The organism is Desulfobacterium sp. N47 (assembly GCF_051233685.1).
In the GTDB taxonomy this organism is placed as follows: domain Bacteria; phylum Desulfobacterota; class Desulfobacteria; order Desulfobacterales; family RPRI01; genus RPRI01.
On sequence record NZ_JBAMMY010000031.1, the window covers coordinates 13191 to 27838 of the forward strand.

The 14648-nt window shown below is 39.0% G+C and carries 16 protein-coding genes; 4 read left to right on the forward strand and 12 right to left on the reverse strand.

Annotation, left to right across the window (positions count from 1 at the left end; translation table 11 throughout):
• Nucleotides 1-26 precede the first annotated feature (26 nt).
• The 9 genes from rd to rbr all read right to left on the reverse strand — a co-directional run bounded on the left by rd (nucleotide 27) and on the right by rbr (nucleotide 5557).
• On the reverse strand, nucleotides 27-185 hold the full coding sequence (gene rd / locus VXK47_RS01515) for a rubredoxin (RefSeq protein WP_435547011.1): 159 nt from the start codon (nucleotides 183-185) through the stop codon (nucleotides 27-29).
• A gap of 31 nt (nucleotides 186-216) precedes the next feature.
• Entirely contained in the window at nucleotides 217-1182 is a 966-nt protein-coding gene (locus VXK47_RS01520; protein WP_435547012.1) for an NAD(P)H-dependent oxidoreductase, read from the reverse strand.
• A gap of 53 nt (nucleotides 1183-1235) precedes the next feature.
• Nucleotides 1236-2264, reverse strand: coding sequence for a cytochrome d ubiquinol oxidase subunit II (cydB, locus tag VXK47_RS01525; RefSeq protein WP_435547013.1), 1029 nt, complete (start codon nucleotides 2262-2264; stop codon nucleotides 1236-1238).
• 28 nt (nucleotides 2265-2292) lie between these two features.
• Nucleotides 2293-3594, reverse strand: a complete 1302-nt coding sequence (locus VXK47_RS01530; protein WP_435547014.1) for a cytochrome ubiquinol oxidase subunit I — start codon at nucleotides 3592-3594, stop codon at nucleotides 2293-2295.
• Between the two features lie 24 nt (nucleotides 3595-3618).
• On the reverse strand, nucleotides 3619-3804 hold the full coding sequence (locus VXK47_RS01535) for a hypothetical protein (protein WP_435547015.1): 186 nt from the start codon (nucleotides 3802-3804) through the stop codon (nucleotides 3619-3621).
• A gap of 47 nt (nucleotides 3805-3851) precedes the next feature.
• Entirely contained in the window at nucleotides 3852-4289 is a 438-nt protein-coding gene (locus tag VXK47_RS01540; protein ID WP_435547016.1) for a flavodoxin domain-containing protein, read from the reverse strand.
• Nucleotides 4290-4348: 59 nt separating this feature from the next.
• A complete protein-coding gene (locus VXK47_RS01545) occupies nucleotides 4349-4513 on the reverse strand; it encodes a rubredoxin-like domain-containing protein (protein ID WP_435547017.1) in 165 nt (54 codons plus the stop codon).
• Nucleotides 4514-4534: 21 nt separating this feature from the next.
• Nucleotides 4535-4909, reverse strand: coding sequence for a desulfoferrodoxin (locus VXK47_RS01550; RefSeq protein ID WP_435547018.1), 375 nt, complete (start codon nucleotides 4907-4909; stop codon nucleotides 4535-4537).
• 72 nt (nucleotides 4910-4981) lie between these two features.
• The gene (gene rbr / locus VXK47_RS01555; protein WP_435547019.1) at nucleotides 4982-5557 is read right to left on the reverse strand and encodes a rubrerythrin family protein; all 576 of its coding nucleotides are present in this window, start codon (nucleotides 5555-5557) and stop codon (nucleotides 4982-4984) included.
• A 568-nt stretch (nucleotides 5558-6125) separates the two neighbouring features.
• On the opposite strand from rbr, the gene VXK47_RS01560 reads away from it, so the two are divergent.
• The 3 genes from VXK47_RS01560 (at nucleotide 6126) to VXK47_RS01570 (ending at nucleotide 10212) form a co-directional block, all read left to right on the forward strand.
• Complete coding sequence (locus tag VXK47_RS01560; RefSeq protein ID WP_435547020.1) at nucleotides 6126-6812, forward strand: PTS sugar transporter subunit IIA; 687 nt, start codon at nucleotides 6126-6128, stop codon at nucleotides 6810-6812.
• Entirely contained in the window at nucleotides 6809-8536 is a 1728-nt protein-coding gene (locus VXK47_RS01565; RefSeq protein WP_435547021.1) for a chloride channel protein, read from the forward strand. The genes VXK47_RS01560 and VXK47_RS01565 overlap by 4 nt, the downstream gene beginning before the upstream one ends.
• 212 nt (nucleotides 8537-8748) lie before the next feature.
• Nucleotides 8749-10212, forward strand: coding sequence for a S1C family serine protease (locus tag VXK47_RS01570; protein WP_435547022.1), 1464 nt, complete (start codon nucleotides 8749-8751; stop codon nucleotides 10210-10212).
• A 236-nt stretch (nucleotides 10213-10448) separates the two neighbouring features.
• On the opposite strand, the gene gltA is transcribed toward VXK47_RS01570, so the two are convergent.
• Nucleotides 10449-11870 (reverse strand): NADPH-dependent glutamate synthase, encoded by a 1422-nt coding sequence (gltA, locus tag VXK47_RS01575; RefSeq protein WP_435547023.1) that lies wholly within the window; start codon nucleotides 11868-11870, stop codon nucleotides 10449-10451.
• Nucleotides 11871-11946: 76 nt separating this feature from the next.
• Entirely contained in the window at nucleotides 11947-12777 is an 831-nt protein-coding gene (locus tag VXK47_RS01580; protein ID WP_435547024.1) for a sulfide/dihydroorotate dehydrogenase-like FAD/NAD-binding protein, read from the reverse strand.
• Nucleotides 12778-13205: 428 nt separating this feature from the next.
• On the opposite strand from VXK47_RS01580, the gene VXK47_RS01585 reads away from it, so the two are divergent.
• Nucleotides 13206-13994 (forward strand): TatD family hydrolase, encoded by a 789-nt coding sequence (locus tag VXK47_RS01585; protein ID WP_435547025.1) that lies wholly within the window; start codon nucleotides 13206-13208, stop codon nucleotides 13992-13994.
• Nucleotides 13995-14181: 187 nt separating this feature from the next.
• Here VXK47_RS01585 and VXK47_RS01590 read toward each other — a convergent pair.
• On the reverse strand, nucleotides 14182-14648 hold a 467-nt coding region (locus VXK47_RS01590), incomplete at its 5' end, for an ISAzo13 family transposase (RefSeq protein WP_435547026.1).

Sequence of the window (14648 nt, forward strand, 5' to 3'; positions counted from 1 at the left end):
AGCAATAAAAGGGCACTGGCCTGAATTTATTCTTTTTCGAAATCAGATTTTGAAGCACCGCAAATCGGGCATTGCCAGCTGTCGGGCAGATCTTCAAATTTTGTTCCGGGTTTTACGCCGTTATCAGGATCTCCTGCCGCAGGATCATACACATAACCACAAACCTTACATACATACTTATCCATATTACAATCTCCTTTTAATTATTTATTTTTTTTACAATGAATTACTCAATTTCATAATTCTTTTTTCTATTTCATCTCGAACATCACGCATGAATTCTATAGGCTTTCCGGAAGGATCGGGCAATTCCCAGTTCTCCATCTTGGCTCCGGGAACAAAGGGACATTCTTCCTTGCATCCCATTGTGATAATAATATCCGGTTTCTCTTTTGACACAACCTCATCAATTGATTTTGGTTTACGAAAAGCCATATCTATTCCTTTTTCATGCATGGCTTCAATCATTATTGGGTTGATTGTATCTGCCGGAGCGCTGCCGCCGCTTAATGCATCTATTTTATCACCGGCAAAATATCGGGCAAAAGCGCTTGCCATCTGGCTGCGGCATGCATTTTCCCTGCAAGCGAATAAGATTTTCTTTCTGGTAAGATAAGACCTTAAAATATTTTCGGCTGCATCTTTTACATCCTGTAAAACAGTAGGATGTTTTTCCATATCTCCTCGGCTTTCAATATTACGATATGTCAAACTCCCTTCAAATGATGCGCTAACTGCATCGAAAAAGTACTTTGCAGTAAGATTTATTCCTTCGAAAAGATTTTTACCTTTGGTAGCACCCAAGGCAAGAAGAAACCCTTTCTTTATTTTATGACCAGGATCCATAAGGTTAAGTCTATATCTTCTGGCCCATAAAGTCTGGCTTCTGTCTATGAGGGCCTTTGTCTGAGCTGGCGCATTATAAAAAAACATCGGCGTTGCAATTACTATAACATCAGCTTCACGTAAAAGAGAATAAATTTCATCCATATCATCGTCTATGGGACAGATTCCTTTTTTCTCGCAAACACTGTATTCAAGGCATGGTTTGATATTCTTTTTTCCCACTTCAACGATATGAGTTCTTACCCCGGCTTCTTCTATTTCCTTCATAAAAAGTGAAAGTAAATAATCAGTGTTTCCTTTTTTTCTGGGACTGCCCATTATACCAAGAACCAGCATAACAATTTCTCCATTTAATTTATTACAAAGCCTGCAGGAATAAGCCGGGTTAATTAATACGCTTCTTCGTATGAAAGATCTTTTTCTGTTATTTTTCCTTTGAAAAGATTATATGTCCATGCCTGATACGCAATTACAACCGGAATAAATATTATTACAACAATCAGCATGATCTTTAAGGTAAGCGGACTGGATGATGAATTAAAGGCTGTAACATTAAAATCGGAGCTTATGCTTGAAGGCAGTATATTCGGATATAAACCGATTATGCCGAAAAAAACCGCCCCCACAATTGTAACTGATGATGCAAACCAGGCTTTAAAATAATTATTTCTTTTAATAAAAAATCTTGAAGCAAATAAGGCTGCAACAATCAGCAATATTTCCAGAAAAAGTGCGGGCTGATATATAAAATTATCAAAAAGCTTTGTATAACGCCAGCTTGCTACAAGAAATAATACAGCGCAAATCAGAACAAAAGGCCAAAGCCATACTGCAGTTAAATGCGCTCTGTTATGAAGATCACCTTCAGTTTTAATAGCCAGCCAGACAGCACCGTGAAACAGAAAAAGCAATATAAACAATAAACCGCCAATAAGAGCATATACGTTTAAAAGATCAAAAAAAGAGCCCTGAAATACTCCGTTAGCGTCTAACGGAAGACCTTTGAAAATATTTGCAAATGTAATTCCGAACAAAAGAGCCGGAACCAGGCTTCCGGCAGTAATGCATGTATCCCAGATAATCCGCCAGCTTTGTTTATCCACCTTGTTTCTGAATTCAAAGGCGACCCCACGAAGTATAAGGGCAAATAAAATGAACATCAGACCGGAGTAAAGGGAAGAAAACATAACAGCATACGCAAGCGGAAAAGCAGCAAATGTAACCCCGCCGGCAGTAATCAGCCATACTTCATTGCCATCCCAGAGAGGACCGATGGAATTTATCATTATACGTTTTTCTATGTCGTTTTTTCCAAGAAAGGGATAAAGCATGCCGATTCCGAAATCAAACCCATCGGTCATGAAGAAAACAGCCCACAGCAAACCCCATAGAAAAAACCAAAGAGTCTGTAAATCCATAGTACCTCCATGGAAATAATTAACCGGCTTATAATTCCGGATTCTTTTTTGCGTTTTTTATTATCAGATAAAATCCGGCAATACCCAAAAGCCCGTAAACAAGAATAAAGGCGATAAGTGAAACAAAAACCTGCGAAGAAGCCAATGGCGATACGGCATCCGATGTTCTCATCATGCGGTATACTATCCACGGTTGCCTGCCTACCTCAGACATTACCCAACCTAATTCTGTTGCAATATAAGGCAAGGGAATTGAAAATAACATAATTTTTAAAAATAATTTGTTTTCAGTAAGCCGCTTTCTTATAAACCAGCCGTAAATTGTAATAAGTACAAAATATGATCCAAGACCTACCATGCTTTTAAATGCTATTGAAGTAATAAACACAGGAGGTCTTTCATCTCTCGGAAAATCTTTAAGCCCTTTTACTTCGGCATTTATGTCTTTATAAGCAAGAAAGCTTAAAAGGCCTGGAATAGCGCCAATTTCTATTATATTCTTTTCATTTTTTTCATCAGGAAGAGCAAAAAGGTAAACCGGAGCTCTTTTGGTTGTATCCCATAAACATTCCATTGCTGCAAGTTTTGTGGGTTGTTTTTTGGAAACATCGGATGCATGGAAATCGCCTTCAAATACTACAAAAACAGAAAATATCATCCCGAAAACAAGAGCCGTTCTGAATGATTTTGAAAAAAAATCCGTATTCTGATTTTTTAGGATGTGGTAAGCGCTTACTCCCATTACAAAAAACGCACTGATAATGTAAGCTGCGCTTATGGTATGCAAAAATTGCAGAATCGCAAATTTTTGAAAAACAACAGCAAAAAAATCATTAAGTTCGGCTCTCCCATTTCTTAAAACATAGCCCACAGGATGTTGCATCCATGCGTTTGCTATAATTATCCAAACGGCAGATAAAGTTGAAGCGCCTGCAACAAGCCACATCACGGCAGCATGCGCTTTTGGGGAAAGCTTTCTCCAGCCGAATATCCATACTCCTATCAGAGTAGATTCAAGGAAAAAGGCCGCGGTGGCTTCTATAGCAAGAAGAGAACCGAAAATATCTCCCACAAAAGCCGAATACCTCGACCAGTTCGTTCCAAACTGAAACTCAAGAGTAATTCCGGTAACAATACCGAGAACAAAATTAATTAGAAAGAGCTTTCCCCAGAATTTTGTCATGGATAGGTAAAGCTTGTCACCGGTACGGGCGTATTTTGTTTCCATCACGGCAATTAGAACCGAAAGCCCAAGTGTTAACGGGACAAACAGAAAATGAAACATGGTAGCTGTTGCAAACTGCAGACGTGACAGCATTACAATATCCATGATCGCCTCCTGATCTATTTGATATTAGGCTTTACCCTCAAGTGTGCATTTTGTAAAATCAATATCACCGCCGCAAGAGCTGCATTTGTGTTTTTTATCAAACTCATCGGAAAATATTTCAAATTTTTTCCCGCAGGAAGGACATGAACACATAAAAGACTCAAGATGTTTTAATTCCTGAAAACCGGGGCAGTGCTGTGGTGTAGTCATAGTATCCTCCTTATTCTAAAAAATTATTAAGTATAAAAATTGCAATATTAAAGACCAAGTTTTTTCGCTATTTCCCGGCCGTAATCCTGGGCCATTTTTATGCCGCCCTCCACAGAAACGGATTTTAAGCGGAGGGAACTGCTCACCATATCCATATTAAAAGTATGTTTCATAGTATCAAAAATCCGGTCAGAAGCTTCTCCGCTCCACCCAAATGAACCGAAAGAACCGCCTATTTTCCCTGCCAGATCCGCTTTCTCTGCAAGAAACAGCAAAGTTTTCATACCAGCCATCATCTCTCCGTGATAAGTCGATGACCCGAATACATAAGCATCATATCCTTCAAGAGCGCTTTCCTTTTTTATTCCATTTGCATTAAGAAGTTCAACATCAACACCTGCGATGCGAAGTCCTTCAGCTATGATTTCTGCTATTTGTTTTGTTTTGCCAGTCCTGGTGGCAAATACTATTAATGCTTTAGGCATAATGATTCCTTTTCAAAATATATAAATATAAACTACAAATGAAATCCAACTGTATATATCTATTTTATTCTGGGATCAATACCGCCTGTACCTCCTGCATCACAATCAGGAGTATAGCATGTGTTATCAACAAATTCACATTTTTCTTTGCATGACGGGCATTCGTTGGGTGGGGCTTCCGATTCAAACATATAGCCACAGTTTTGACATTTCCAGCTTGACATAATATTTCCTCCTTAATACTTTTATGCTTTCCATAATCCATGAAGATTGCAATATTCTCTTGCAGTAATTTCTTTGGCATCTATATTGAAAACTGCTTCAGGGGCCTGACCCGGATTCAGATATTGGCGGTAAATTTTACCGTCGGCAATAATTTCTATCCATTCGATATAATGCTTTTCTTCCATCGGATGAGCAACGCTTCCTACTTTAACTTTGACGCCCCCTGATATTTTTTCAATAACAGGAACATGCTTTTCTTTTGCAGCATCTACGGTATTTTCAACAATAAGTTTCATGGGTTGCCCGCAGCATACCAGTTCCCCGGCTCCGCCATGTAATATTTCTATTATGTTTCCGCATACTTCGCATTTGTAAACTTCAAGTCTTTTTGCCATCTTTCTGCTCCTTTCATTAAATTATTATTTATGTATTGTTATCGGTGTAACATATCTTGCTTTGTCCGAAAATCAGTAGTTTTCACCAAGAAGCTCAAAATGTGCCTGCGGATGATCACATGCAGGGCACAAATCAGGCGCTTCGTTTCCTTCATGGAGATATCCACAGTTCCTGCAGCGCCAGACCGTTTTTTCTTTCCTTTTAAAAACCTGATCTTTTTCTATATTGGCGATAAGATTTCTGTATCTTTTTTCATGCTGTCTTTCCGCTACAGAGATTTTTTCAAATACATCGGCAATATCATCAAAGCCTTCTTCTCTTGCTGTTTTAGCAGCTCCAGGATAAAGAACTGAGTGCTCATAATATTCCCCGGCAGCAGCAGCTTTAAGGTTTTCAAATGTCGTTCCTATCACTCCTGCCGGAAAGTATGCTGAAACTTCAGCATCTCCGCCTTCAAGAAATTTAAAAAATCGTTTGGCATGCTCTTTTTCCTGATTTGCCGTTTCTTCAAAAATAAAGGCGATCTGCTCATATCCTTCTTTTTTTGCTTTACTGGAAAAATAAGTATAGCGATTGCGGGCCTGAGATTCACCGGCAAATGATGCAATAAGATTTTTTTCTGTTTTTGTACCTTTTATGGATGCCATCTTCTACACTCCTGCTTTATTATATTAAGTACTCAATAAACTACTTGTTTAACAATAATTCCTAATAAGAAATAATCAAGAGAAATTTTTATATTTATTCAAAAAAACTGCAAACAGATATAACTAATTATATTTAATAATAATCGAAGCAATTAAGAGTTGAATGATATGTAACGGTATCTATAACTAAACTAATTATGAATTAAGATATACTTTCGATAAATAACATAAATATATAGTTATGTCAAAAATAAAATTATTTTGTGAAATGCAAATAGTTAAAATTTCAGGACTTATGCACAGAATAATATCAACCAATTCGTTCGAACAAATTTTAACCCGAATTAATGCTGATGAATTATTTTTTGGTTATGATGATATGCTAAGACAAACAATACCTGATTTTGTAATTTCTATAAATATAAATAAATTCAGGTTCAGTTTCCCTGTATAATCCGAATAAAGATATTGATTAGATATATAACTCTGTGTAAATTGAAAGATTGACTTCGACAAACTTGTCCTTTTAAGAAAAAGTTATGTTTTAAAGAATACGAGGCAAAAATAAATGAAATTAAAACTTGCTGAATTTGCGGCATGTCTTAATATCCCACTGAAAACAGTGGAGCGATGGGTGCGCCAGGGGAGGATTCCCATTAGACAAGCAGATGACCATTGCATGTTTGATGAAGAGATTGTTGGGAAATGGGCCGAAAAGCATAATATCAGCTTCACACTTTCTGATCATCACAGGGATGAGACAAAAGAATCCGAAAAAAACGCACTAACTTCAGCCATGAAGCGTGGCGGACTTCACTATGAAGTTCCCGGAGATAGTGTTGATGATGTTTTAAAAAATGCCGTATCTCTTTTACCTTATATCCCGGAGCAAGACAAGGAAACCCTGTATTTAAAATTGATTGAACGTGAAAAGCTGACTTCTACAGGCATTGGAAAGGGAGTTGCCATTCCGCATCCAAGAAGTCCTATGACCGGTACTGGTATGAAAGCCTTTATCAGCACATGTTTTCTAAAAAACAAAGTTGATTTCGGAGCGATAGATGGAAAACCGGTATCAGTAATGTTTTTGCTCATTTGTCCATCTGTAAAGTCTCATCTTTATTATTTATCACGTATATCTTTTTGCTTAAGGGATAATTCATTTATAAATTTTTTAAACAGCTCCCCCGCATCCGAGATGTTTTATGAAAAAATAGAGGCGTTTGAAAAACGCCTGGAAAAGGCTGATAAATGAGACCATTTTTTCTACGGCAATCTCCGGTAAAATGGGAAGCATTAAGGCATGATGACCGGCCCTTACTTATCGTTACAGGCATTGTAGTGGGAATATGCAGCGGAATAGCTGCATTTGTTTTGAACAGATCGCTGGAATTTATGCTCGAATTTTTCAGACACTACAGGTCTTTCTGGTGGGCATTTATTCTTCCTGCAATTGGTGCGGCCTTATCCTCTCTTTTCTTAAACAAAATCATCAGGGAAGAGCCCGGCCACGGAGTTCCGGAGGTGATTAAAGCTGTATCCAAATATGGTGGTTTTCTACGCCTGCGCTCAAGTTTTTCCCGCCTGGTTTCAAGCTGCCTGACTATAGGAAGCGGCGGTTCGGCTGGCCCGGAAGCACCGGTTGTAATAAGCGGTGCTGCTATCGGCTCAAATATTGCCCGGATTTTTTCCTTTAATGACCGGCAAAGGATAACCCTGGTAGGGTGCGGTGCAGCTGGGGCCATATCGGCGATTTTCAATGCCCCCATTACCGGACTGGTTTTTGCCATGGAGATTATTCTTGGGGAATGGTCTACAGAGAAAATTGTGCCCATAGCAGTTGCCGCAGTTGCCGGAACTCAAGTCAGCTGGCTGTTAACCGGCAACCAGATCGCATTCAGTCACCAAAAATTCCATATCGGTTTTCAGGATGTAATTGCATGCGTAGGACTTGCCCTTGTCACCTCCTTTGTTTCAATTTTGATGACAAGATCATTGAGAGTAAGCCATCACCGCTTTGAAAAAGTCAGCCTGCCTCTTTGGGCAAAAGCCGCTATAGGAGGCTGCATTGTGGGTCTTATGGGCTTTTTCTTTCCGGATATTCTTGGTGAAGGATACCATTCTATCCGTAAAATGATAGAAGGGATTTACACTCAGGGATTAACTATTGTTGCAATTGCCTGTTTTGCCAAGGTGCTTGCCACCTCCTTTACTTTGGGTAGCGGCGGTTCGGGCGGCATTTTCGCCCCCAGTCTGGTTGTTGGAAGTTTTGCAGGTCTTGCCTACTACAGGGGGCTTTCCCAAATTTTTCCTTCCGTAAGCTGGGTGGGAGAAGGCTGCTACGCCCTTTTTGGGATGGCTGGTTTGATCGGAGGAATACTACAGGCACCCTTAACCGGAATTTTTCTGATTGTTGAAATTACCGGAGGCTATGAGGTTATTGTTCCTCTGATCATTACATCTTCTCTTTCTGCTGCCATATGCCACTATTTTGAACCGGCCTCTTTATACATGAAGGATTTAATTGAAAGAGGCCAGCTTTTAAGGCCGGGAACCGATGCCAGGGTGCTTACGGATTTAAGCATCTCGGAACTTCTTGAAAAAGATTGCATTACTGTTAGGCCGGATATGTCTTTAAGGGAGTTTGTCGAAGTTATAAAACATTCGCACCGAAACTATTATCCGGTGGAAGATCCCAAAAGCAAACATTTTATGGGTCTGGTACATTTTGATGATATCCGGCCATATCTTTTTGATTCCATAATGTACGATACGGTTTTTGTGGAGCAGATAATGGATCGGGAAGTTTTAACGGTGAGTAATGATGATGACCTCCCCAAAGTCCTTCGGATAATGGATGACAATGGCCTGTACAGCATGCCGGTTGTTGTGAACAAATGTTTTGCCGGTATGATATCAAAGGCGACTATTTTGGACCACTACAGAAAAGAGCTGTTGGTGCAGACAGTGGAAAGCTGAGAAAGCTTTGCATAACTCTTACTTAACATGATATCCGGATAGCTAAGCAGTGATTTTTTTCCTGAAATTCTGATCAATTAGGCAAACATGAATTATAGCAACTGCAATATTGCCCATACCAAACAGAAAGCTTCGTTACGGTTGCAAACAGCTTAATTTATAGTTGCTTATAAAACATAGGAGCACAGCATGAAATATTTGGGTATATTTATATGGATGATAATAATAAGTTCAGTTATTTCCGGACCTGTTTTGTGGCTAAACCTAATATTAAAGAAGCTGTTGTTAAGATTTATACGGTAAGCAACTCTTATAATTATCATGAACCATGGCAAATGTGGGGACAGAAAATATTTAATGGTTCGGGCTGCATAATAAGTGGCAATAGAATTTTAACAAATGCGCATATCGTGAGAGACAATACTTTTATTCAGGTTAGGCGTTCCGGTGAGGCGAAAAGATATACGGCAGAAACTGAAATGGTTTCGCATGAATCGGATCTGGCTATACTCAAAGTCAAAGATGAGTCATTTTTTGATGGGATAGAGCCTGCTGAAATAGGAGATCTTCCTGAAATAAAAGATGAAGTCATAGTATATGGTTTTCCTGAAGGCGGGGATAAATTATCAATTACCGAAGGGGTTGTTTCCAGAATAGAACATACAAAATATTCTCACAGCAGCACTTATTTACTTATCTGCCAGATTGATGCTGCAATAAATTCCGGTAACAGCGGCGGACCTGTATTTAACAAGGATAATAAAATTATCGGCGTTGCCTTTCAAGGATTTTTAAATGGACGTTATGATAATATAGGTTATATGATTCCGGCTCCTGTAATTAAACATTTTTTCGAGGATATCAAAGACGGAAAAAATGACGGCACACCTGATATCGGATTATCCATGCAGAAAATGGAAAACCCTGATATGAGACGTAAATATCTCATGACAGAAAAGCAGACGGGAGTTTTAATTATTAAAGTTTATCCTGATTCACCTGCAGAAGGAATATTAAAACCAAATGATATACTGCTTTCAATAGAGGGTAAAAATATAGAAAATGACGGAACAATAGAATTCAGGCAGGGAGAAAGAACTTATTTTGGATATTTGATGCAACAAAAACAAATAAACGATCTTGCAGAATTTAAAATACTCAGAAACGGAAAAATAAAAGAAGCATCAGTTAAACTAACAAAACCGATTGATTATGAAAGACTGGTTCCTTTTGAGAGATATGAGCAGTCTCCGGCCTATTATATCAGGGGAGGCCTTGTATTTGAAACTCTTACATTAAACTATCTGATGGAATATGGAAATGAAAAGGACTGGCACATAAACGCTCCGAAAGAACTTATAAATTTTTATATTAATGGTGAGCCAACAAGGGAACAAAGAGAGATTGTTGTACTTGTTAAGGTTCTCGCCGATGAAATAAATGTAGGATATCATGACTTTGTAGATGCCGTTATATATTCGGTCAATGGAGTAAAAATCTCAGGAATCGCTGATCTTGTTGATGGTTTTGAAAAAAACAAAGGAGAATATGATATAATTGAAGACATTCATGGCTCCAGTATGGTGCTGGATCGGGAGAAAGCCAATGAAAACGGGGATAATATCTTAAAAAAATATAATATAGATTCCAGCAAATCAAAGTATCTGCCGCATTAGATCAAAAGATAGCTGATAAGTTGTTAAGTTCGTAAGTTGATAAGGCTAAAGGCACAAGGTACAAGGTACAATAAAGCTGGGATCGGATGCAGAAAACTATCTAACCGGTGCTAATAATTTTTAAAATAACTTTGAGACCTCTGTTAACTCCGGAAGAAATTAATGGAGCAAAAGGAAACGTTATACAAAGGTCCCAAAGCAAAAGTTCAAGCTTCTTTCAAACTTATCTAAATTTATTACCAACCAAGCGTAAGATACTTATCAATTGAATCGGCAGCTTTTCTTCCCGCACCCATTGCAAGGATTACGGTTGCAGAACCGGTAACTATGTCACCACCTGCCCATACACCCTTCATCGATGTTTTGCCGGTTTCATCATCGGCAACAAGGTAACCCCGTTTGTTTAAAGTCAGTTCAGGTGTCGACTGGGTAAGCAGAGGATTTGGGCCTGTTCCAACAGCAACAATGACAAGGTCGCAGTCCATTTTAAACTCTGAACCCTTAACAGGAACAGGACGCCGCCTTCCGGACTGGTCTGGCTCGCCAAGCTCCATCTTAAGGCATTCCATACCGGTAAGCCTTCCCTTCTCATCTCCAAAAAATTGAGTGGGAGCAGTGAGCAGAAAAAATTCTATGCCCTCTTCATCGGCATGATGAATCTCGGCTTTTCTTGCAGGCATTTCCTGCCTTGATCTTCTGTATACTATTTTTACATTGTCAGCTCCAAGCCGCATCGCAGTTCTTGCAGAGTCCATCGCAACATTTCCTGCGCCAAGCACAACAACGTTTTTGCCTCTTACAATAGGCGTATCATATTCGGGAAATAAATAAGCCTTCATAAGATTTGCACGTGTTAGGTACTCGTTTGCGGAAAGGATTCCGATAAGATTTTCGCCAGGAATATTCATGAATGTGGGAAGTCCGGCGCCAACACCCACAAATATTGCATCATAACCCTGTGCAAACAGCTCTTCAAGGCTTACGGTTCTTCCTACAACATTATTGCACTCAACTTTAGCGCCAAGTTTTTCTAAAAAAGCCACTTCGGAAAATACTATTTCTTTAGGAAGCCTGAACTCGGGAATCCCGTAAACAAGCACTCCGCCAGGTTTATGAAAAGCCTCAAGAACCGTAACTTCGTGTCCTTTTCTGATAAGATCGGCTGCAACAGTAAGTCCGGCAGGGCCTGAGCCTACAACTGCAATTTTCTTGCCTGTAGAAGGCACTTTGGGAGGAAGTTCTCCTTTGCCGTTATTTCTTTCATAATCAGCGGCAAATCTTTCAAGGTTTCCTATCGCAACAGGCGCACCTTTTTTGCCGACTACGCATAGTCCCTCACACTGTATTTCCTGCGGGCAAACCCTTCCGCAAACTGCCGGAAGGCTGTTTTTCAGCCATATTGTTCTGATAGCTTTTGTAAAATCGCCTTCCTTAATACAATTAATAAAGCCAGGAATATCCACCTGAACCGGACAGCCTTCAACACAGGCCGGCTTTTTACATTGAAGGCATCTTTGCGCTTCCAGCTTTGCAGTTTCAATGGAGTATCCAATCGGAACTTCTTTGAAATTTCTTCTTCGTATTTCGGGAGCCTGCTCCTCCATAGGCTGCCTTGGTATAACTTCTTTTTTAGCTTTTTTTACCTCTTCTTCAGCCATAAAATCCTCCGTATAAGAATTCTAAATCGAATTCGAAAATCTGTAATCCTTGATATAAGTCAATGAAAAACCGAATCTACCGGTTTAATTTGCAAAATGCATCATGACACTCTTTTTCCTCGACGCAATAAGCCTGTAAACGCTGCATAAGGCCGTCAAAATCAACCTGATGACCGTCAAATTCAGGTCCGTCCACACATGCAAATTTTGTCTCGCCGCCAACAGAAACCCGGCATCCGCCACACATCCCTGTACCATCAATCATTATAGGATTGAGGCTGACCAGAGTTTTCACATTATACTCTTTGGTCATTTTGGATACAAATTTCATCATTGGGACAGGACCGATTCCTACAACAAGCTTAACATCTTTTGTTTCAAGCATCTTTTTTAAAATATCGGTTACAAACCCGTGATGCCCGTATGATCCGTCATCAGTACAAACAAAAAGTTCATTTGAAGCAGCCTTCATATGATCTTCAAGTATAAGCAAATCCTTGTTGCGTGCACCGATAATAGCTATAACATGGTTTCCTGCTTCTTTAAGAGCCCGTGTAATCGGATGCAAAACAGCAACACCTGTCCCGCCTCCAACACAAACAACTGTTCCAAGTTTCTCAACATGCGTAGGCTTGCCCAGGGGGCCTATAACATCCTGATAGCCTTCACCTACTTTAAGACTCTTAAAAAGAGCGGTAGACTTTCCTACTACCATGTAGATTACAGTTATTGTTCCGCTTTTGGGATCGCTATCCGCCATTGTAAGCGGCACCCTCTCACCCGTTTCATTAGCCTTCATGATCACAAACTGGCCTGGCTTAGCCTTTTGGGCAATCAAAGGCGCTTCAATTTCATTTAAAATTACAGTGCCCCCAGCCATCTCTTCGCGTTTTACAATTTTAAACATCGTGGACCTCCAGAACAAAATATTATTTTAATTCAACAACACTAAAATGTTATAATACCGTTTTGAGTGGGGAAAAACCCCCAACGGTTTCGGATTTTGACGAAATCATATTCCTTTAATTAAATCAACCTAAATTTAAACCTTCATAAAAAGTTAAAAATACCGGATCTTAAACATCTGCACTTTATCCATATGCTGTAAGCAGAACAAACTTTTTATAAAGTAATTATTGATAAACTTTTTGTTAAATGTTAAGCGCGTTCAAATACTGCTGTAAATACTCAAAGAGTTTTAAATAACCCGTGTTTGACTTCTTGGAGATACTGACACGCAAACGAACGGCAGGAAATTTATCGGGATACTTTAATGGCGCCGCTGCATTAAAATATTCATAACTACTTCAATAGCAATAGATTAAGGTGTTACCTATGAAGTTTTTTGATAGTCACTGCCATTTAGACGATAGAGCATACGACAAGGATTTAGGTTCAGTAGTAAATAGAGCAAAAAAAGCTGGTGTTGTAAAAATAATGATAGTTGGAATAGACATGAAAAGCTCAGTTAAAGCGGTTAAAATCGCAGAAACTTATCCAGGTTTTTATGCCTCGGTTGGTGTCCATCCACACGACTCGAAAGAATGCAGCGATAATACTATAAATCACTTAAAAGACCTCTCTGAAAATATCAAAGTCAAAGCCTGGGGTGAGATCGGCCTTGATTTTAACCGAATGTTCTCACCAATAGCAGAACAGGAGAAGTGGTTTATAAGGCAGCTTGAAGCAGCTGATGAACTCGGCCTTCCAATAATATTTCATGAAAGAGGCAGCAACGGCAGGTTTTTCGATATCTTAAAAGACCATAAAAAAGAAGAAGAAATTAATGGCGTCATACACTGCTTTAGCGGAAACCGGGAAGAGCTTGAAAAATGTCTCGATCTTGGTCTTTATATTGGAATTACAGGCATACTTACAATTGCTAACCGCGGGGAAGAATTAAGAGATATGATACCTTTTATTCCCGACAACCGCATCCTTATAGAAACTGATGCGCCTTATCTTACTCCGGCTCCCGAGAAAAATAATACCCGGCGTAATGAACCAGCCTTTGTGAAATCGGTTTTTTTAAAGCTTTCCGAAATAAAAAAGGAAGACCCTGTGGTTTTATCTGAAAATATCTTTGAAAACACCTGCCGGTTATTTAATATCAACCCGGCATGATATAACCAACAAAATTTCAATTCATATATTGAATTACCTGATGTTAGACAAAGCATGACAATTATTAATAACAAATTATAATTATTATTATTTTCTAAAAAGCAAAAAATCTCTTTCCTATAAATTTCATTTATGATATGGGATAAGGCTTCTAATTTAGAGTCTGTCATAATATTATTGTAACATATTAGCTTGTGTTCGGTAAGATGGTGTAATTCCACTCTCCATAAAAATCATCCATCTTCATATTCACTTTTAGAAGATATTCATCAGATACCTGTATGCCTTTGGGATACTTATTTTCATCCAGTTCACATTTTACAATAAGACCCTTTTGGGTAGTTGTGGATGAAATTAGACTAATGATAACTTCATGGCTGACAAGAGGTTTGCCGCGCCAATTTTGGCTGATAAAGGAAAATAATCGATGCTCGATTTTATTCCACTTACTTGTTCCCGGAGGAAGGTGACAAACCGATATAGAACACCCAATTTCAGATGAAAGCTTTTGCAATTCCGTTTTCCAGAGTTTTCTGCGGTATCCGTTACTGCCGCCGCTATCTGCTGTGATTAGCAGCTTATTTGAATTAGGATATAAAGGCTTTCCCATGGTAAACCACCACTTCCGGATACTTTCAACAGCAAATGCAGATG

Coding starts and splice junctions, on each gene's coding strand:
- rd (WP_435547011.1), bottom strand. CDS start 185: ATGGATAAGTATGTATGTAAGGTTTGTGGTTATGTGTATGATCCTGCG.
- VXK47_RS01520 (WP_435547012.1), bottom strand. CDS start 1,182: ATGCTGGTTCTTGGTATAATGGGCAGTCCCAGAAAAAAAGGAAACACT.
- cydB (WP_435547013.1), bottom strand. CDS start 2,264: ATGGATTTACAGACTCTTTGGTTTTTTCTATGGGGTTTGCTGTGGGCT.
- VXK47_RS01530 (WP_435547014.1), bottom strand. CDS start 3,594: ATGGATATTGTAATGCTGTCACGTCTGCAGTTTGCAACAGCTACCATG.
- VXK47_RS01535 (WP_435547015.1), bottom strand. CDS start 3,804: ATGACTACACCACAGCACTGCCCCGGTTTTCAGGAATTAAAACATCTT.
- VXK47_RS01540 (WP_435547016.1), bottom strand. CDS start 4,289: ATGCCTAAAGCATTAATAGTATTTGCCACCAGGACTGGCAAAACAAAA.
- VXK47_RS01545 (WP_435547017.1), bottom strand. CDS start 4,513: ATGTCAAGCTGGAAATGTCAAAACTGTGGCTATATGTTTGAATCGGAA.
- VXK47_RS01550 (WP_435547018.1), bottom strand. CDS start 4,909: ATGGCAAAAAGACTTGAAGTTTACAAATGCGAAGTATGCGGAAACATA.
- rbr (WP_435547019.1), bottom strand. CDS start 5,557: ATGGCATCCATAAAAGGTACAAAAACAGAAAAAAATCTTATTGCATCA.
- VXK47_RS01560 (WP_435547020.1), top strand. CDS start 6,126: ATGAAATTAAAACTTGCTGAATTTGCGGCATGTCTTAATATCCCACTG.
- VXK47_RS01565 (WP_435547021.1), top strand. CDS start 6,809: ATGAGACCATTTTTTCTACGGCAATCTCCGGTAAAATGGGAAGCATTA.
- VXK47_RS01570 (WP_435547022.1), top strand. CDS start 8,749: ATGGATGATAATAATAAGTTCAGTTATTTCCGGACCTGTTTTGTGGCT.
- gltA (WP_435547023.1), bottom strand. CDS start 11,870: ATGGCTGAAGAAGAGGTAAAAAAAGCTAAAAAAGAAGTTATACCAAGG.
- VXK47_RS01580 (WP_435547024.1), bottom strand. CDS start 12,777: ATGTTTAAAATTGTAAAACGCGAAGAGATGGCTGGGGGCACTGTAATT.
- VXK47_RS01585 (WP_435547025.1), top strand. CDS start 13,206: ATGAAGTTTTTTGATAGTCACTGCCATTTAGACGATAGAGCATACGAC.